Origin of the sequence: Shinella sp. (genome assembly GCF_049651085.1) — a bacterium.
Classification (GTDB): Bacteria; Pseudomonadota; Alphaproteobacteria; order Rhizobiales; family Rhizobiaceae; genus Shinella.
The window spans coordinates 307,601-326,174 of record NZ_JBASBL010000027.1 but is presented as its reverse complement, the minus strand read 5'-3'; the positions used below and the strand labels follow the sequence as shown (position 1 = coordinate 326,174).

Here is an 18,574-nt window from a genome sequence, read left to right as displayed (position 1 = left end):
GGTAAGCGTCGTGTGCCACTACCGCGCCACCACCTTGGTCACGAGGAACGCCTTGAGGCCTTCCACACCGCCCTCGCGGCCATATCCGCTGTCCTTGACCCCGCCAAACGGCAGATCGGGACGAGACACCGAAAAGGAATTGATACCCACGATCCCGCTGTCCATGCCGGCAGCCGCTTTGTTGGCGTCTATGTCGGAGGCAGCGAACACATAGGCCGCCAGCCCCAACGACGATTGGTTGCAGAGCGCAAGCCCCTCGGCCACGGTCTCGAACGAAAACACGCCTGCTACCGGCCCGAACGGCTCGTCGCGCATGAAGGCGCTTTCGCCATCGACGCCTGTCAGGATCGTCGGGGCATAGAAGTATCCCGTCGATCCGAGTCTGGCCCCACCGGTAACGAGGGTCGCGCCCTTGCCGAGCGTGTCCGAAACGAGCGTCTCTATGGCGTGCAGGCGTCTTTCGCTGGCCACCGGCCCCACATGGTTTTCTGGATCGAATCCGTTGCCCACCTGCAATCGCGCCGTCTCAGCCGCAAAAGCCTCGACGAAATCATCGAACTTCGAGGTATGAACATAAAACCGTGTCGGCGAGGTGCAGATCTGCCCGGCGTTTCGGAATTTCCCCAGGGCAGAGGCTTTCGCCACCTTTTCGATATCCGCATCCTGAAGGACGAGGACGGGATTGTGTCCTCCAAGCTCCATCGTCACCGGCTTCATGACCGAACCGGCCAGCGCGGCCAAGTGCTTGCCTACAGGCACGGAGCCGGTGAACGTGACCTTGCGGATGACGGAAGAGCGGATCAGATGATCCGAGATGAAGGCCGGGTCACCCAGCGCCAGCCCGAGTACACCGGCCGGCAATCCGGCATCCGCAAATGCGCGAATGAGTTCGACGGCACTCCCCGGCGTCTCTTCGGCCGGCTTCAGGATACAGGTGCATCCGGCGGCCAGCGCCATGCTGATCTTGCGGGCTGGCGAAAGAACCGGAACGTTCCATGGCGTAAACGCTGCGACCGGCCCCACCGGAACCAGCGATATGGCGTTGCCGCCATCGATGCGCGTGCCCTCGCTTTCGAACAGTGCGACAGCAGCATCGGCGTTCCATTCGATGAGGTCGGCCGAGCGGAGCACCTCGCTGCGCGCCTCCGCCAGCGGCTTGCCTTGCTCCAGCGTGACTACGGCCGCGATTGCGTCGGAACGCGCACGTAGCAGATCTGCGGCCGCGCACAGAAAGGCGGCGCGCTCTTGAACCGGCATGCGGCCCCAAGCCGCGCTGGCGTTCGCCGCAGCGTCGAGCAACATGTCCAGGTGTCGCGCGGTCGCCTTGGGCAACAGGCCTATCCGGGTTTCGGTCGCAGGATCGAGAACCGGAATGACACCATTCCCGGTATCGTCGATCCAATCCCCGGCGATATAAAGACCAAGTGTGGGATAAGGGCAGGTTCGGTTATCCATCGGCTGAACGAAAACTCCACAACAGGCACGCCGCCAGAACTCGAATCCGGCGGATCGACGGCCGCACTATCGGTCGCGGCAGTGGATTTTACTATTGCGTATTTGTGCGTTCGATTAAGCCCTCGATATGGAACTGGCATCGTGCCAGACATCGTATTCGGCGGTAGCAAGCTGTCCTAGATCGTTACCATATGTAATCGCGGTATCGGTTTATTTCGCGTTGACCGATTCAGGTGCCCCGTTATGACTCCGACAAGAGGCTTACAGAATTGGGAGTGCATGAATGGATCGCCAGTTGCGAATCGCTGTCGATATCGGCGGAACGTTCACGGACGGGATCATCGAGGATACCAGGACCGGCGGGATATGGGTGGGCAAGTGCCTGACAACACCGCACGACCCCGGTGAAGGTGTATCTACGGTGATCGCGCAGATGCTTTCACATATCGACCGGAACGCCGAAGGGTCCTCCTCTGAGGACGTAGTCGGCGTGGTTCACGCCACGACGCTGGTCACCAACACGCTCATCGAGCGGCGTGGTGCGCACACCGCCCTGGTCTTGACCGATGGGACCAAGGACCTGCCGAACATTGCGCGCGAACTGCGCTATGATCTCTACGATCTCGACCTGGAGCTGCCGGAACCTCTCGTCCCGTTCGAGCAACGCTACGAGTTGGCCGAGCGGATTTCTCACGAAGGTGAGATTGTCCAGCCAGTCGAAGACAAGGGTATGGCCGACCTAGCGCAGGCCATTGCCAGCAAGGGCGATGTCGAGGCGGTCGCGATCTGCTTCCTGAACGCATACGCCAATCCCGCACACGAACTGGCCATGGAGCAGGCGCTCCAGAAGGCCATTCCCGGTATCAGCGTCAGCATCTCGTCACGCACGGCGGCCGAACCCGGTGAATACGAACGCATGTCGACCGTCACGGCAAATGCCTATGTGCAGCCGCTGATGACGCGTTATCTGGGCATGCTGGCCGAGCGCCTGGAGAAGGCCAATATCGACGCGACCTTGCGCATCATGCTTTCAAACGGTGGTTTCACCAGTGTCGAGGCAGCTGCGCGCAGCCCTATCCAGCTGCTGGAATCCGGGCCGGCGGCAGGCGTTCTCAGCGCCATCAACGCCGGTGAAGCGGCGGGCGAAAGCAGCATCCTCGCCTTCGACATGGGCGGCACCACAGCCAAGGCATGCGTGGTCCACAATGGCGAAGCGCTGATCAAGTATGGCTTCGAGACAGCCCGCGTCCGCCGGTTCCGGAAGGGAAGCGGCCTGCCGATCCTTATACCGAGCATCGATCTCATCGAGATCGGCGCAGGTGGCGGCAGCATCGCCTCGATCAACCGCGTCGGCACCATTTCCGTCGGCCCCGAAAGTGCGTCGTCGGTCCCTGGGCCTGTCTGCTACGGGCTCGGCGGCGACCAGCCTACCGTCACGGATGCAGACCTGCTGCTTGGCTACCTGAACCCGAACCGGTTCCTGGGCGGAGAAATGACGCTCAAGCCGGAACTTGCCGAGCAGGCCTTTGCGCGCCTCGGCGCAGATATGGGCAAGAGCGGCAAGGAAATGGCCTGGGGCGTTTGCAGCGTCGTCAACGAGGCGATGGCCGCCGCGGCCCGCGTGCATATCGCGGAACACGGCCATGATCCGCGCAGCTTCACCATGGTTGCAACCGGCGGTGCCGGGCCGGTTCATGTGGTCGACGTCGCGCGTCGCCTCGGCATCAGCCGTATTCTCTCCCCGATCGCGGCCGGTGCCGGCTCGTGCCTCGGCCTGCTGGCAGCCGCCGCCCGAACCGACCGGACCTGGGCTCACAAGTCGCTGCTCGACAGCACGGACTGGGACGTCGTCCGTCAATCGCTCGCGGCATTGCGCGAGGACGCGCTAGCCGAACTCACCTCCACCGGCGCCGCGCAAGACAAGGTCGAATGGACGGTCGGGATCAACACGCGTTACTTCGGCCAGGGGCATGAGATTGAGATCCATATTCCCTATGCACAACTCGGCGACGGCTGCGCGGCGCGCATCGAGGCCGAATTCGGCGAGCGCTACCGCCACGTCTACGGGATGGCCGTACCCAATGCCGTGATCGAAATCGTCACCTGGCGTCTGATCGGTCGCGTCCCCCGTGAAAAGCGCAGCTTCGTCTGGGGCGAAACACGGGGCCATCAGGGTGCCAACGTTGGTGAAGAGCGTGAAATCTACCTTCCGCTCACCGGCCGCTACGAAAAAGTGCCGGTCCTGGATCGCTATTCCCTTGCCGCCGGCGCGGTCGTGGAAGGCCCCCTCGTTCTTGAAGAGCGCGAATCGACCATCGTTGTGCCGTTCCCCGCGAAGGTCACCATCCTTTCCAATCTCACTGTTCAGATAGATCTTGCGCCGAGGGCCGAAAAATGAGCGAAAAAATCGACCAATTCCTGCTCGAAATCCTTTGGACCAGACTGATCAGCATCGTTGACGAGGCGGCCGCGACCTTCGTGCGGACAGCCTTCTCCAGCCTGGCCCGCGAGGCAAACGATTTCGCGGTGGTAATCACAGACGCCCGTGGCCAAGCCGTCGCACAGTCCTCCGTTAGCATTCCGTCCTTCACCGGGACGGTGCCGGCCACGATAAAATACTTTCTGAAGCGCTTCCCGGCAGAGACGCTTGCCGAGGGCGACATTCTGATCACCAATGATCCGTGGATGGGAACCGGCCATGTTCACGACGTGACCATCGCAGCGCCCGTCTTCTGGAAGGGACAACTGGTCGCCTTTGCCGGCATTACCAGCCATATGCCTGACATCGGCGGGCGGCTGCGCAGTTCCGGCATTCGCGAAATCTACGAGGAAGGTCTGCAGATCCCGATGCTGAAGCTGGTGGATCGCGGCAAGACCAACGACGTCATCGTCGATTTCATCCGCACCAACGTGCGGGTACCCGACGCGACCATGGGCGACATCTGGGGTGAAGTATCGGCCTGCCACCGGGTGACCGAACGCCTCCACGACTTGCTCGACGAAACGCAGGTCGATTTCATGGCCCTGAGCCAGGATATTCGTGACCGTTCGGAAGCAGCGATGCGTGAGGCTATCGCCGGCGTCCCCGACGGCAAATATGCCTATGACATCGAGCATGACGGGTTCGAGGACAAGATCCTGATCCGCTGCGGCATCACCGTCAACGCCGGCGCAATGAAGATCGACTTCACGGGCACGACGCCGCAATTACCGCGCTCGGTGAACGTGGTGCCGAACTACACTTCCGCCTACACCATCTACGGGGTGAAGGCGCTGCTGTGCCCGGACATTCCCAACAACGAAGGCAGCTCCGCTCCGGTTGATATCTTCGCGCCGGAAGGCTGCATCCTCAATCCGCGTTATCCGGCACCCGGCGGCGCGCGCGGAATGATCGGACACCTGTTGCCGGTCGCCGTCATGGGGGCGCTGGCGGAGGCCACACCTAACAGGGTATGGGCGCCCGGTTCCGGAAACTCGGCGCTCACGATTGCCGGCGAACATCGCGGACAGCGCTATGCAAGCGTCTATTTCTGGAATGCCGGACAGGGCGCGTCGGCCAGTCGCGACGGGCTGTCGCTCATCAGCTTCCCGTCCAACCTGTCCAATTCGCCGATCGAGCTCATGGAATCGTCGGTGCCGGTGCGCATCAGGCATCGCCGCATACGCCGTGGCAGCGGCGGGGCAGGCATGCACCGGGGGGGCGATGGGCTCGACCTTGCGTTCCAGTTCATCGGCGATTCTCCTGCAGTCGTCTCCTTCATCATGACGCGCCAGAGAATTGGTCCTCCCGGCATCCGTGGCGGCCAGTCGGGTCAGCCAGGCGAGGTTTCCATCAACGGCCAGAAGCGTGATCTCACCGAACACGTTATCGTCAATCCCGGCGACGAGGTGACGATCAAGACGGCGGGCGGTGGCGGTTACGGAAACCCGGCGGATCGCCGCGAAGCGATCGGCATCTGATCGCCTTCCCGATCCTGTCCTCCATCGAACGCTGGAAGACAGGATCGGGAGATACGACACGAAACGTACAGTAGGCAGCCTTGTTTGTCTGAAGAGACGCGCGGCGCATAAAGACCAGCGAGGATTGCTTGATCAGATTGTCCGAAGCCGACGTCGCGGAACTTATCGACATGAAGGGTGCGCTCGATGCGATCGAACGCGGCCTGACGGTGGAAGCGGCATGGCAGGCCGAAACCCTGCAGAAGAATGTCCTTCCCTATGACAACGGCGCTCGCGCGCTGCATGTGCTGAGTGCCGTCGCACCGGGTCTCGGCATCAGTGGGGTCAAGACGTGGGTTCAGGCCGGCGCGACCGCGCAACCCATGCTCATCATTTTCGATAGTACGACGGCCCGCCCGCTTGCGATGATTGAAGCAAATGTACTGAGCAATCTGAGGACCGGCGCGCTGGCCGGCGTCGCCACCAAACACCTTGGGGCGACGGATGCCGATGTTCTCGGTGTCATCGGATCGGGCAAACAGGCAACGACGATGATCCGCGCCATCTCGAAGATCCGCACACTGAAGCAGGTGCGCATCTGGAGCCCAAACCAGGCGAACCGGGAGGCTCTGGCCGAAAAGCTTCAACTGGAACTGGGTATCCAGACACTTGCAGCAGCCACCATCGAGGCAACGCTCGCAGAGGCCGCCATCGTCGGCCTCGCGGCCCGCGTTCCGGCGCCGGTCATCCGTTCCGACATGATAGCGCATGGCACCCATATCAACTCGATCGGCACGACGGTTTCCGGTAAATCGGAACTGCCGCAGGATATTTTTTCGCGGCTCTCAACAGTCTGTGTGGATTCGATCGCCACGGTTCGCTCCCTGTCCGACGAGTTCCGGCAGCGCTATACGAGCGAACGGGACTGGGATGCCGTGGACCGGCTGGCGGACATCGTCGGATCGAAGACGTTCCGGCGCGCGGACGACGACCTGACCCTCTACAAGGGCATGGGCACCGGCGTTGCCGATCTGGCATTGGGCGCTGCGCTGCTGGCCAAGGCCATGGCTGAAGGCGACCGGTTCCGGCAAAGCTGAACAATACCCGTCCGGCGCATTTTCGCGCGTCGCTCCCGAGGGCCGAACAACGTCCCTGTACCTTGAAACCGCTGCTTCGGCCGACGCGCGAAACCTTTCCGGTTTTGTGCGTCGGCCGATCGTCGTTTCCGCACCTACGAACCAGATTCAACAGATACGACGACGCATTCACCCTGGGCTATCGGCATGCCAACAGCTCATGTTCGGCACTTCATGCTATAGCTTTCAGCACCTAATGCCGTTTTACAAGTTGAACTGGAACGCCTTACATCAAGCCACCCTGACATCACGAGTGGCTTATTCTCCATGTATTTTGCACTATCGAACGAACAGTCGATTTTCAAAGACAGCGTGCTGAAATTCAGCAAGCAGCACCTTCGCGACGGCGCGCTTCAGCGTGCGCATTCGCATGGCTATCCCACCGAAATCGCACGACTGATGGCCGACAACGGCTTGATGGGTCTGACCATTCCCGCCGACCGTGGCGGTATGGGCGGCTCTCTGATGGATGCCATCATCGCCATCGAGACTGTTGCTTCGGTCTGCCCACGCAGCGCCGACGTAGTGCAATCCGGCAATTTCGGCGCGATCCGCGTCCTTGCTGAATATGGCACCGCCGAGCAGCGCGAGCGCTTTCTGGCCAAGTTGCTGAGCGGCGACGCCGTCATCTCCGTCGGTATGACCGAGCCCGACGCCGGCTCGGCCGTCACCGAACTGAGAACGACCGCCACCCCAGACGGCAGCGGCTACCGCATCAACGGCTCCAAGATATTCACCACCCATGGACCGTTCGCCGACATCATTCTCGCCTATGTTCGCTTCGGCCCCGGAACGCACGGTATCGGATCCGTTCTTATCGAGCGCGGCACGCCCGGTTTCAACATCGGCAATGGCAGCAAGTTCATGTCCGGAGAAGAGTGGGCAACGCTGCTCTTCGACAATGTCTACGTGCCCGAAGAAAACGTCGTGCTCAAGGAAGGTGGCTTCAAGAAGCAGATCGCCGGCTTCAACGTCGAGCGGCTGGGCAATAGCGCCCGCTCGCTGGCGCTTGGCCGCTACGCGTTCGAAGAAGCAAGGCAGTGGGCGATGTCCCGCCGCCAGTTCGGCCGGCTGCTTTGCGAATTCCAGGGCGTGCAGTGGAAGTTTGCCGATATGAGGATGAAGCTGGACGCCGCCCAGCTGCTGCTCTATCGCGCGGCAAGCAATGCCGGCGACGGCTTTCCGAACGCTGACGAAACGGCTATCGCCAAGGCCTATTGCAACACGATCGGACACGAGGTCGCCGGCGAAGCGATGCAGGTCATGGGCGGAATGGGCTACAGCAGCGAAAGTCTGGTGGAATATTGCTATCGCCGGACCAAGGGCTGGATGATCGCCGGTGGGTCGGTGGAAATCCTCAAGAACAGAATCTCCGAATCCGTATTCGAGCGTCATTTCTCGCAGCGTAAAGTGAATTCATAATGTCGAATGTGACTGTCGCGCGCGGCGTCCCGGGCGCATCCGATCTGGCTGACGCCCTGTTGCGTCCGCGCTCCATCGTGCTGGTCGGCGCCTCCGGCGACGAATCAAAGGCCAATTCGAGGCCGCAGCGCTATCTAAGGCAGCATGGCTTCGAGGGTGACATTCACCTCGTCAATCGCAGCCGCACCACCCTGTTCGGGGAGCGCGCCTACCCGGATGTGAAATCGGTCGGCCAGCCGATAGATCATGCGCTCCTGATGGTCCCGGCCAAGGATGTGATCGGTGCGGTAAAGGAATGCGGCGAGGCCGGTGTCACCTGCGTCACCATCTTGTCCGACGGCTTTGCCGAAGCAGGCGAGGCAGGCCGCAAACATCAGGACGACCTGATGAAATGCGCTTCCGAAGTCGGCGTCCGGGTGCTGGGCCCCAACAGCATCGGCCTCATTAACGTGCATCGGAACGTTGCCCTCAGCGCCAACGCGGCGCTCTCGGCATCCAAACTGCTGCCAGGCAGGCTCGGCCTGATTTCCCAGAGCGGCAGCGCCATCGGTGCGCTGCTGTCGCGTGCCCATGCCCGTGACATCGGATTTTCCACGCTGGTTTCGGTCGGCAACGAGGCGGATATCGGCATCGGCGAGATCGGCCGGATGCTTGTTGAGCAGGACGAGACGGACTGTGTTCTTCTGTTCCTGGAGACGATCCGTAACGGCACGGCACTGGCGGAGATGGCCCGCTACGCCTTCGAGCGCGGCAAGCCGGTGATCGCCTATCTGCTCGGTCGGTCGCGCATCGCCCAACAGATATCCAATTCGCACACCGGTGCATTGACGACCGACTTCGTCGCCATGGAAACCTTCCTTCGCGACAGCGGCATCATGCGCGTCGACTTCCTTGAGTCCCTGTTCGAATTGCCGCCTCTGGTCGCGGGTCGCAAACCTCCCAAAGGTCGGCGCGTCACCATCGTCACGACCACCGGCGGTGGTGGTGCCATGGTGGCCGACCGGCTGGGTCAGTCCGGCATAGATGTCGTTGCCCCCGACGACGCGACGGTCGACCGACTTGCCGCGCGCGGCGTCAACATCAAGAGCGGCCCGCTGATCGACCTGACGCTGGCGGGAACCCGCCCCGAAATATTCGGAGCGGTACTCGACGAGCTCACGGCCTCGGACGCATGCGACCTGATCATCCCCGTCGCTGGTTCGTCGGCGCAGTTCCATCCTGAAAACGCGGTGGCGCCTATTCTCAGCCCGCGCGCCAACGCCAAGCCGATGGCCACGTTCCTTGCGCCCGAAGCCGCAGAAAGCCTGCGCCTGCTGGCCAATGGCAATGTCGCCGCCTTCCGTACGCCCGAAGCCTGCGCCGACGCGGTTCGTGCCTATCTCGACTGGCGCCAGCCGCGCGCGCTTCCGGCGGACGATCTCCTGCCGGCGCAGACGCAAGCAGCCATCGCCAAAGCGCTCCAGGCCGGCGGCCTCAACGAGCTGCGCTCGATCGAGATCCTGCGCGATGTCGGCGTTCCCACGGTCGACTGCCGCGTCTTCGCCACTCTGGCCGACCTGAACGAGGGGGCGCATGACATCCGGTTTCCGGTCGTTGCCAAGGTCCTGTCGAAGGACATCCAGCACAAGACAGAAGCCGGCGGCGTGGTCCTGGGCATCACCGACGCGGACCATCTGAAGCAGGCCGCCGAGACAATGCTCGCGCGCTTCAAGTCGGCCAGCCCGAACGCCGCAATCGAGGGCATCCTCGTGCAGCCGATGGTCAAGGGTCTGACCGAGGTGCTGATCGGATTCCAGCGCGTTCCAAACATCGGTCCGGTTGTGACCGTGGCCGCTGGGGGAATCATGGTCGACATCCACCAGGACTTCGCCTGCCGCATGGCGCCCGTTGATACTGTGGCGGCGATGGAAATGATCGATGCGGTCAAGAGCCTGGCCGTGATACGCGGCTATCGCAATCTTCCGCTCGGCGATTGCGAGGCGCTTGCGCAGGCCATCTCCGCTCTCTCGCGCCTGGCCCTGTTTCCGTCCATCGAAAGCGCGGAAGTCAACCCGCTTATGGTGCTTCCCAAGGGACAGGGCGTCGTCGCCGTCGATGGTCTTGTCATCGTCGACACCCCGTAGAAGCAAATGTTTTGATACATGGCGATCCGGAAAACCGGCTGTCGCTGTCATACCAATGAACCGAGGAGTATCCCCGTGCAGAATTCATCGATGAGGACAGGAGGGCAGTTGCTGGTCGACAGCCTCGTCATCCATGGGGTCGACACCGTGTTTTGCGTTCCTGGCGAAAGCTATCTCGCCGCGCTCGACGCGCTGCGGGACGTTCAAGACAAGATACGCGTCGTGGTTTGCAGGCACGAAGCGTCCGCATGCCATATGGCCGAGGCCCATGGAAAGCTGACCGGCAAGCCGGGCATCTGCTTCGTGACACGGGGACCGGGCGCCACGCATGCGTCGGTCGGCGTTCACACCGCCCGTCAGGATTCAACGCCGCTGATCCTGTTCGTCGGACAGGTCGACCGCGAGATCGTGGACCGCGAAGGGTTCCAGGAAGTCGATTTTCGCGCCATGTTTGCGCCGCTGGCCAAATGGGCGGCACAGATCGACGATCCGGCCCGCATCCCCGAATATGTAAGCCGTGCCTTTCATACGGCGGTCAACGGCCGCCCCGGCCCGGTCGTGCTCGCCATTCCGGAAGATACGCTTTCCGATAGTTGCGAAGCCGCAACGCCTGCGGCCTATGTACAGGCGCAGGCCGGGCCGACATCGCAGAACCTGGAAACGCTGAAGGACCTGATCGGGCGCGCCGAGCGTCCGCTTCTGGTCATTGGCGGCAGCGGCTGGAACGCGCAGGCCTGCGCCGATATCTGCGCTTTTGCCGAGGCATTCGAATTGCCGACGGCGGTGACTTTCCGGCGCCAGGACATATTCGACAACCGGCACCGCCTCTATGCGGGCGTGCTGGGGCTTGGCACCTCGCCCGCGCTTACCGAGCGAGTCAAGGCCAGCGATCTGTTGTTGGTGGTCGGCGACCGCCTCTCCGAGGCCGCCACCAACGCCTACAGCCTCATCGAGCTTCTGGCACCGGCCCGCAAGCTCATCCACGTCCACCCCGACCCCAACGAACTCGGCCGAGTCTATCAGGCGTCGCTACCGATCAGTTCCGGGGTCGCCAGCTTCGCCGACGCGGCAGCGCGTCTGAGCGCGCCCGCCCCCACTTCCGGGCGGAGCGAATGGGCGGCGAGCCTGCGTGCCGACTACGAGAAACTGACGGCCCTGCCCGCCTATGACGGCAAGGTCGACGTCAGCGCCATCGTCGCCGGCCTCAACGACATCTTGCCGGACAACGCCATTCTCACCAACGGCGCCGGTGCCTATGCGGCCTTCGTGCACCGTTACTACCAGTACCGCGCCTACCCGACCCAACTCGCCCCGGCTTGCGGAACGATGGGCTACGGGCTTCCTGCCGCAATCGCCGCCCAGTTTGCCTATCCCGACAGGCCAGTGGTCTGCTTTGCCGGGGACGGCTGTTTCCTCATGAGCGGGCCGGAGCTCGCGACCGCAGTCCGCTATAAGCTGCCGATCGTGATCGTTGTCATCAACAATGAGAGCTACGGCTCCATTCGCATGCATCAGGACAGACGGTATCCCGGCCGGGATTTCGCCACGGATCTCGTCAATCCCGACTTCGTGGCGTTTGCCCGGTCGTTCGGCGCCCATGGCGAACTGGTCGAAACGACGGCTGGCTTCGCACCCGCTTTCCAGCGTGCCCTTGAGGCGGAGCTTCCGACCCTGATCGAAGTGCGGCTGGATATCGAGACCATGCTCGCGCAAAGCCCAAGGCGGAAATAAGACCGGTAGCGGCAAGCTGTAGACTGGAGAGTAGTAGGATGGCGGCCTCCCTGAAGAAGACCGGGTTGATCGGAGTAGTCGGCGGCGGCTATGTCGGTGTCTGCTGCGCGCTGCAGCTTGCCCGCGCCGGCCATAATGTCGTCTTGATCGACATTGGCGACCCAGAGAAGGCCGCGTCCTACGGCAATTCCGGGCAGTTCGCGGTGGGCGAAGTCGTTCCGCTCGCAGTGCCAGGTGTTCTCTTCTCTGTACCTGGATGGCTGCTCGACCCGCTCGGCCCCCTGACCATACGCTGGCGCGATCTGCCGGCATTGACGCCCTGGCTTGCTAGATTCGTGCTTGCTTCGCGCGCTCCGCGCGTGGCTGCCGCATCGCGCGCGATGGCATCGCTGTGCGACCGCATGCACGAAGACTACGCGCCGTTGCTGGAGGCCGCCGATGCACACTCGCTCATATCCGATACCGACTGCATAAAGCTCTACAAATCCCGGGCTGACTGGGAGGCGGAAAGCAAGACCTGGCGCATGCGCGAGCGCGCAGGGCTGCGCTTTGAATTGCTTGACCGCGCCGCGCTCGAGCGCCTCGAGCCCGAAATGACGGAGTACAGCCAGTTTGGCGTCGTTCTCAAGGGACGAACCTACATCCGCAACCCGCTGAGAATGTTGCAGAGGCTGACGAGGGCCTTCGAAGCCATCGGCGGGAAGGTTGTTTCGGGCGAGGTAACCGGCTTCGACAAGAGCGGGCGAAACGTCCACGCAGTCAAGCTCAAGGACGGCGGCAGCCTCGAACTGGAGACTGTAGTCGTAGCGGCCGGCATAGGTTCTCGCAGGCTCAGCCGACAACTCGGCGACGACGTTCCGCTGATCAGCGAGCGCGGCTATCACCTGATGCTGCCGAACCCCGGTGTGAAGGTGCAGCGCTCCTACACGCTGGGTTGGGCCGGTATGGGCATCGTTCCAATGGAAGAGGGCCTTCGCCTCGCCGGAACCGTGGAACTGGCGCGCTCTGACGCGCCGCCCAATTTTGCGCGCGCACGCAATCTGCTGGTCCATGCACGGAAACTGTTTCCTGAACTGGACAGCGGCGGGATCAAGCAATGGATGGGGAATCGCCCGTCATTTCCGGACTCCCTCCCCCTGGTCGACCGGGCGAGCGCGTTCGACAATGTCATCTATGCGTTCGGACACGGACATATGGGTGTTGGCTGGGCTGCAACGACTGGCAAGATGGTGACGGCATTGCATGAGCGCCGGCCGTCTGAGATCGACATGCAGCCATTCGGCCTTGGACGGTTCAGGTGAACGCGTCGAAAAGTCGTTTTATCGAGATGGAGCAAAACGTGAAGCGATTGACGCCCGACGAGTTGGTGCAACTGGTGAGCGCGATATTTGTCACCAACGGGATGTCGCCGAGCAATGCCGCAGCGGTTGCCAAGGTGGTGATGGAAGCGGAGCGCGACGGCAGCTTCAGCCACGGCCTGTTTCGTATTCCGGCCTATGTGACCACGCTTCAAAGCGGCCATGTCGATGGCGCGGCCGTTCCCATCGTGGTCGATGCGGCGCCTTCCGTAGTCAAGGTCGATGCGAGCAACGGATTTGCCCAGCCGGCCATCGAAGCCGGCCGACACTTGCTGCTGCAAAAGGCCAGGAAAACTGGCCTCGCCTCCATGGCGATCCACAACTCGCATCACTTCGCGGCACTGTGGCCGGATGTGGAGACTTTTGCCGAGGAGGGCATGATCGCGCTGGCCTTCGTCAACTCGCGCATGCGCATCGCACCGTGGGATGCGCCGCGCAAACTGATCGGAACCAATCCGATGGCATTCGCCTGCCCTCGCGCGGATGGACCGCCTCTGGTCTGGGACCAGGCATCGAGCGTGATGGCGCAGGGCGCCGTGCTGATTGCCGCCCGCGAAGGGCGCGAACTGGACGAGGGAGTACTGCTCGACGCGGAAGGCCAGCCGACCACCGACGCAAATGCCTTGCAGGCCGGAGGTGCGCTACGCTCTTTCGGGACGCACAAGGGCAGTTCCATTGCGCTGATGGTGGAAATTCTTGCCGCTGCCCTTACCGGCGCAAATTTTGGCTTCGAGGATACAGAGTCCGAATTGCACGGCTCTGCGACCCAGAATGCCGGCGAACTCATCCTGGTGATCGACCCTGTGACATTCGGCTCCTCGAACCTGGCTCAGCGCGTCTCAACGCTGCTTTCCCACCTCCAGTCCGGAGGGGTCACGCGATTTCCTTCGGAATCGAGACACAGGGCGCGCGCGGAAAACAGCGCCGGAATTCCGGTGTCCGCCACGTCCCATGCGCAATTAATCGCCCTCGCAGGCAAAGGCGCATGAAGCATCTCACCTGTGACCGGAGATCCGAATGAGCCGTCATCCCCTGATCGCCGAAAGACTCGGCCCCGTCGCTGTCTGGCGGCTCAACAATCCAGAGATCCGCAACCCGCTCTCGGCCGAACTCAAAGCAGCCCTTGCGGAACAGGCGCAAAGTTTCGTTGCCGACAGCAGTCTAAAGGCGCTGGTTGTCACCGGTTCCGATGAGTGCTTTTGCGCTGGCGGCGATCTGCGAAGTCTGGATCTGGACAGGCGAACGGTCGCTGTGCGGCAGCGCATGAGAATGACGCACAGCTGGATGAAGCTGCTCGCCCACAGCGACAAGCCTGTGATCATGGCCGTGAACGGCGCTGCGGTCGGCGCAGGCGTGTCTCTCGCGCTGACCGGAGACATCATAGTTGCCTCCGAGAGAGCCTATTTCATGGCCGGGTTTCCCAAGGTAGGCGTTCTGCCGGATCTTGCCATCCTCTACAATCTCCCCCGTGCCGTTGGCGTCCCGCAAGCAAAAGACTTCCTGATGACCAATCGCCGGGTCGATGCGCAGACGGCGTTGTCGATGGGCATGATAAGCCGCGTGTTCGCGCATGACGAACTTCTTGCCGGGGCGATCGCGATCGCGACGGACCTTGCGAACGGACCCGGCGTGGCAATCGGACTTACCAAGTCGCTGCTCGATCTGTCACACAACGACACTTTGGAGACGTTCCTGCTGCGTGAAGAGGCGGCCCAGGCCATCGTATTTGGAACAGATGATTTCGCCGAGGGCAGCAGCGCCTTCAGGGAAAAGCGCAAGCCCAGCTTCAAAGGAGAATAACACGCAGATGCCCAGGCGTTATTTCACCTGAAGCTGAATATTTCGGAAGCTGTATCCTGCATTTCCGATTTGTGAATAAGCAAAATCAATAACATTCAAGGTTTCACGACATGGCTGAAGCATTCATTTGCGACTATATCCGCACGCCGATCGGGCGCTTTGGTGGGGCGCTTGCCGGAGTGCGTGCCGACAATCTGGGCGCAATTCCACTGCGCGCGTTGATGGAACGCAACGCCGGCGTGGATTGGGAGGCCGTCGACGACCTGATCTATGGCTGCGCCAATCAGGCCGGAGAGGACAATCGCAACGTCGCCCGCATGGCGCTGCTTTTGGCCGGATTACCCGTCGCAGTGCCCGGCACGACGATGAACCGTCTCTGCGGTTCCGGCATGGATGCCGTCGTAACAGCCGCACGCGCCATCAAATCTGGCGAAGCCGAGCTGATGATCGCCGGTGGCGTCGAGAGCATGAGCCGCGCGCCCTTCGTGATGCCCAAGGCCGAGACTGCCTTTTCGCGCAATGCCGAGATTTTCGATACCACCATCGGCTGGCGCTTCGTCAATCCGCTGATGAAACAGCAGTATGGCGTCGATTCTATGCCTGAAACCGGCGAGAACGTGGCAGCGGACTTTGCCATCTCCCGCGCCGATCAGGATGCATTCGCGGTCCGCAGCCAGGAAAAAGCCGTGGCAGCGCAGGCCAATGGTCGACTGGCGAAAGAAATCACGCCGGTGACTATTCCACAGCGCAAGGGCGATGCCATCGTCGTGTCAAAAGACGAGCATCCGCGCGCTGGCACCACCGTCGAGGCATTGGGCAAACTGCCGACGCCCTTCCGTCAGGGCGGCACGGTGACTGCTGGCAACGCCTCCGGTGTCAATGACGGGGCGGCGGCCCTGATCATCGCCTCGGAGGGGGCGATCAAAAAATACGGCCTGACACCAATCGCACGCGTTCTGGGTGGCGCTGCCGCCGGCGTTGCGCCGCGCATCATGGGCATGGGGCCGTCACCGGCGACACAAAAATTGTGCGCCCGCCTTGGCATCCGGCCTTCCGATTTCGACGTCATCGAACTCAACGAGGCCTTCGCCGCCCAAGGCATCGCCGTGCTCCGCGATCTGGGCATTGCCGAGGATGCGCAGCATGTGAACCCGAATGGCGGGGCAATCGCGCTTGGCCATCCGCTTGGTATGTCGGGTGCACGGATTGCGGGTACGGCGGCGCTGGAGCTTGCCCTGCATGGCGGCAGGCTGGCGCTGGCTACCATGTGCATCGGTGTCGGCCAGGGAATCGCGATTGCGCTCGAAAGGGCGTGAGACACGCCGTGATTGAGATGAGCGACCGGGTGGTCGAAAAATGGAGATGAACATGGTTGCGCTGAAAGTCAGCAAGAGCGGTGGCCTCGTTGTGGTCATGCTCGACGACCCGCCGGTCAACGCACTCGGCCACGCCGTGCGCACCAGCTTGCGCGACATTTTCCAGGAGGCGGAGGCCGACAAGGAGACAATCGCGATCGTTCTCGGCGCCGAAGGCAAGGTATTTTGCGCCGGTGCCGACATAACGGAATTCAACAAGCCACCACTTGCGCCTGTCCTGTCGGAGTTGCTTGCGTCCATGGACGAGTTTACCAAGCCGGTCGTCGCCGCCATTGGCGGCGCGGCTCTCGGTGGCGGGCTGGAACTGGTGCTTGCCTGCGACGCGCGCATAGCCACGCCAAAGGCGAGCTTCGGGCTTCCCGAAGTCAAACTCGGCCTGCTTCCCGGGGCGGGGGGCACGCAAAGGCTTCCACGCCTTGCGGGTGCCGTGGCAGCGCTGGAGATGATCACCGATGGGGATTTACGCCCGGCACAGACCGCGCTGGAAATGGGTTTTATCGACCAGATCGTTCCTGATGAGGATCTGCTGGCCGCCGCGACAGCCATGGCGATCTCGCTGGTGAAAACAGGACGCAGGCGCGTCAGCACCGGACGCATGGATGCCGCGCAATGGCCAGCCTTCGAGGAGGCGGCAAAGGCGATATTGGGCAAACAGCCGGATGCGACCGAGATGACAGCGATCGTTGAGAGCATCCGAAACAGTTTCAACCTCGATTTTGCGGCCGGTTGCCGTGCCGAGCAGGCACTGTTCCAAGAACTGCGCCAGGGCGAGCGTTCCGAGGCGCTGCGCTATGCGTTTTTCGCCGAACGCCAGAGCGCTCGTGTCGAGGGCGTTCCCTCCAGACCGGAAAGCCCCGTTGAGAGGGTCACCGTGATCGGTGGCGGCACGATGGGCGCCGGCATCGCCATGGCCTTCGCGAATGCGGCAATACCGGCGACGATCATCGAGACGGATGAAGCCGCAGCCGCCCGCGCGATCGAGCGGATCGGCGGCATCTACGACATGTCCGTGCGCCGCGGTTCACTGAGCGTCGAGGGCAAGGCGACGCGGCTGTCGTGTATCGTCGCGCAAGTCGGCCTCGATCGGGCGAGCGAGGCGGATCTGATCGTCGAAGCCGCCTTCGAGGACATGGAGGTGAAGCGTGCGATTTTCTCCAAACTGGGCGAAACGACCAGGGATGGCGTTACGCTTGCCACCAACACCTCCTATCTCGACGTCGACCAGATCGCCGCTTTTTCCGGCCGGAGCAAGGACGTGCTGGGCATGCACTTCTTCAGTCCGGCGAATGTGATGAAACTGGTCGAGATCGTTCGCGCGCGAGACACCGATCCACAGGCTTTAGCGCGCATCGTCGATGTGGTGAAGAGACTGGGCAAGATACCCGTCGTCGTCGGCGTGTGCCACGGCTTCGTCGGCAACCGGATGATGGCCCGCCGTTCCGAGCAGGTCGATCGCATGCTGCTGGAAGGGGCGACACCGGTGCAGATCGATGCCGTACTCACCGCGTTCGGCTTCCGCATGGGGCCGTGCGCCATGAGCGATCTCGCCGGCCTCGACATCAGCTGGCGGATGCGCAAGGCGACAGGGCGCAAGGCCCCCATCGCCGACGCGCTCTGCGAGGCTGGCCGCTTTGGTCAGAAGACCGCCGGCGGCTACTACGCTTATCCGGAAGGTTCGCGCACGGGCGTCACAGACGCGGGTGTCATAGAACTGATGGAGCAGGTCTCGGCCCGCGAAGGTGTCACGCGCCGTGCGCTCGACGACCGCGAGGTGCTGGAACGCTTGATCTACCCGATGATCGACGAAGGCGCACGCATCCTGCACGAGGGTATAGCTGCCCGCAGTTCGGACATCGATGTCATCTGGCTGCACGGCTACAACTGGCCGCGGGGACGGGGTGGACCGATGTTTTACGCCAAACAGGTCGGCCCTAAAATCGTCGCGCAGCAGCTGGAAGCCTATTCGGCCGCCATCGGCAATGCATCGCTTCGCCCCTTCGAGGGACTCGTGGAGCTACTCCGGTAGAAACCTGACTGGCCCAGCTCCGCTGACGTTCTTTGGATGGCGCCTGCTTCCGCCGGCGCATTCCGGCATAGGTGGATATCTCGAACAGGCCATCCTTGGAGTGGGCCGCGCGAAGAACGTCTTCCGGATCCATCGCAACAAGCCTCGCCAAAAACCGCACACGGCACCGAAAGCTGGAAAGACCTGACAGCGTCATACGCTGCGATGG

The 18,574-nt window shown here is 62.4% G+C and carries 12 protein-coding genes; 11 read left to right on the top strand and 1 reads right to left on the bottom strand.

All coding sequences use genetic code 11. The features are described 5' to 3' along the window. Positions 1 to 18: 18 nt before the first annotated feature. On the bottom strand, positions 19 to 1,455 hold the full coding sequence (locus WA950_RS18830; RefSeq protein WP_424553252.1) for an NAD-dependent succinate-semialdehyde dehydrogenase: 1,437 nt from the start codon (positions 1,453 to 1,455) through the stop codon (positions 19 to 21). A 283-nt stretch (positions 1,456 to 1,738) separates the two neighbouring features. Here WA950_RS18830 and WA950_RS18825 point away from each other — a divergent pair, with 283 nt between their 5' ends. From WA950_RS18825 to WA950_RS18775, 11 genes are all read left to right on the top strand, one after another. Beyond that, positions 1,739 to 3,853: a hydantoinase/oxoprolinase family protein gene (locus WA950_RS18825; RefSeq protein ID WP_424553251.1), complete on the top strand. Its 2,115-nt coding sequence runs from the start codon at positions 1,739 to 1,741 to the stop codon at positions 3,851 to 3,853. Then, positions 3,850 to 5,415: a hydantoinase B/oxoprolinase family protein gene (locus WA950_RS18820; protein ID WP_424553250.1), complete on the top strand. Its 1,566-nt coding sequence runs from the start codon at positions 3,850 to 3,852 to the stop codon at positions 5,413 to 5,415. The genes WA950_RS18825 and WA950_RS18820 overlap by 4 nt, the downstream gene beginning before the upstream one ends. Before the next feature lie 128 nt (positions 5,416 to 5,543). Next, on the top strand, positions 5,544 to 6,491 hold the full coding sequence (locus tag WA950_RS18815; protein WP_424553249.1) for an ornithine cyclodeaminase family protein: 948 nt from the start codon (positions 5,544 to 5,546) through the stop codon (positions 6,489 to 6,491). A 306-nt stretch (positions 6,492 to 6,797) separates the two neighbouring features. Beyond that, a complete protein-coding gene (locus WA950_RS18810; protein ID WP_424553248.1) occupies positions 6,798 to 7,952 on the top strand; it encodes an acyl-CoA dehydrogenase family protein in 1,155 nt (384 codons plus the stop codon). After that, the gene (locus WA950_RS18805; protein WP_424553247.1) at positions 7,952 to 10,075 is read left to right on the top strand and encodes an acetate--CoA ligase family protein; all 2,124 of its coding nucleotides are present in this window, start codon (positions 7,952 to 7,954) and stop codon (positions 10,073 to 10,075) included. The genes WA950_RS18810 and WA950_RS18805 overlap by 1 nt, the downstream gene beginning before the upstream one ends. Before the next feature lie 90 nt (positions 10,076 to 10,165). Next, positions 10,166 to 11,806 (top strand): thiamine pyrophosphate-binding protein, encoded by a 1,641-nt coding sequence (locus WA950_RS18800; protein WP_424553598.1) that lies wholly within the window; start codon positions 10,166 to 10,168, stop codon positions 11,804 to 11,806. A gap of 38 nt (positions 11,807 to 11,844) precedes the next feature. Further along, positions 11,845 to 13,107, top strand: a complete 1,263-nt coding sequence (locus WA950_RS18795) for an NAD(P)/FAD-dependent oxidoreductase (RefSeq protein ID WP_424553246.1) — start codon at positions 11,845 to 11,847, stop codon at positions 13,105 to 13,107. After that, complete coding sequence (locus WA950_RS18790) at positions 13,104 to 14,153, top strand: Ldh family oxidoreductase (RefSeq protein ID WP_424553245.1); 1,050 nt, start codon at positions 13,104 to 13,106, stop codon at positions 14,151 to 14,153. The genes WA950_RS18795 and WA950_RS18790 overlap by 4 nt, the downstream gene beginning before the upstream one ends. A gap of 28 nt (positions 14,154 to 14,181) precedes the next feature. Further along, positions 14,182 to 14,964: an enoyl-CoA hydratase/isomerase family protein gene (locus WA950_RS18785; RefSeq protein ID WP_424553244.1), complete on the top strand. Its 783-nt coding sequence runs from the start codon at positions 14,182 to 14,184 to the stop codon at positions 14,962 to 14,964. A gap of 110 nt (positions 14,965 to 15,074) precedes the next feature. Then, positions 15,075 to 16,280, top strand: coding sequence for a 3-oxoadipyl-CoA thiolase (gene pcaF, locus WA950_RS18780; protein WP_424553243.1), 1,206 nt, complete (start codon positions 15,075 to 15,077; stop codon positions 16,278 to 16,280). Between the two features lie 52 nt (positions 16,281 to 16,332). Next, positions 16,333 to 18,366 carry a 3-hydroxyacyl-CoA dehydrogenase NAD-binding domain-containing protein gene (locus WA950_RS18775; RefSeq protein ID WP_424553242.1) on the top strand — a complete coding sequence of 678 codons (2,034 nt, stop codon included), beginning with the start codon at positions 16,333 to 16,335 and terminating at the stop codon, positions 18,364 to 18,366. The last annotated feature ends 208 nt before the right edge of the window (positions 18,367 to 18,574 follow it).

Coding starts and splice junctions, on each gene's coding strand:
- WA950_RS18825 (WP_424553251.1), top strand. CDS start 1,739: ATGGATCGCCAGTTGCGAATCGCTGTCGATATCGGCGGAACGTTCACG.
- WA950_RS18795 (WP_424553246.1), top strand. CDS start 11,845: ATGGCGGCCTCCCTGAAGAAGACCGGGTTGATCGGAGTAGTCGGCGGC.
- WA950_RS18810 (WP_424553248.1), top strand. CDS start 6,798: ATGTATTTTGCACTATCGAACGAACAGTCGATTTTCAAAGACAGCGTG.
- WA950_RS18805 (WP_424553247.1), top strand. CDS start 7,952: ATGTCGAATGTGACTGTCGCGCGCGGCGTCCCGGGCGCATCCGATCTG.
- WA950_RS18775 (WP_424553242.1), top strand. CDS start 16,333: ATGGTTGCGCTGAAAGTCAGCAAGAGCGGTGGCCTCGTTGTGGTCATG.
- pcaF (WP_424553243.1), top strand. CDS start 15,075: ATGGCTGAAGCATTCATTTGCGACTATATCCGCACGCCGATCGGGCGC.
- WA950_RS18800 (WP_424553598.1), top strand. CDS start 10,166: ATGAGGACAGGAGGGCAGTTGCTGGTCGACAGCCTCGTCATCCATGGG.
- WA950_RS18820 (WP_424553250.1), top strand. CDS start 3,850: ATGAGCGAAAAAATCGACCAATTCCTGCTCGAAATCCTTTGGACCAGA.
- WA950_RS18830 (WP_424553252.1), bottom strand. CDS start 1,455: ATGGATAACCGAACCTGCCCTTATCCCACACTTGGTCTTTATATCGCC.
- WA950_RS18785 (WP_424553244.1), top strand. CDS start 14,182: ATGAGCCGTCATCCCCTGATCGCCGAAAGACTCGGCCCCGTCGCTGTC.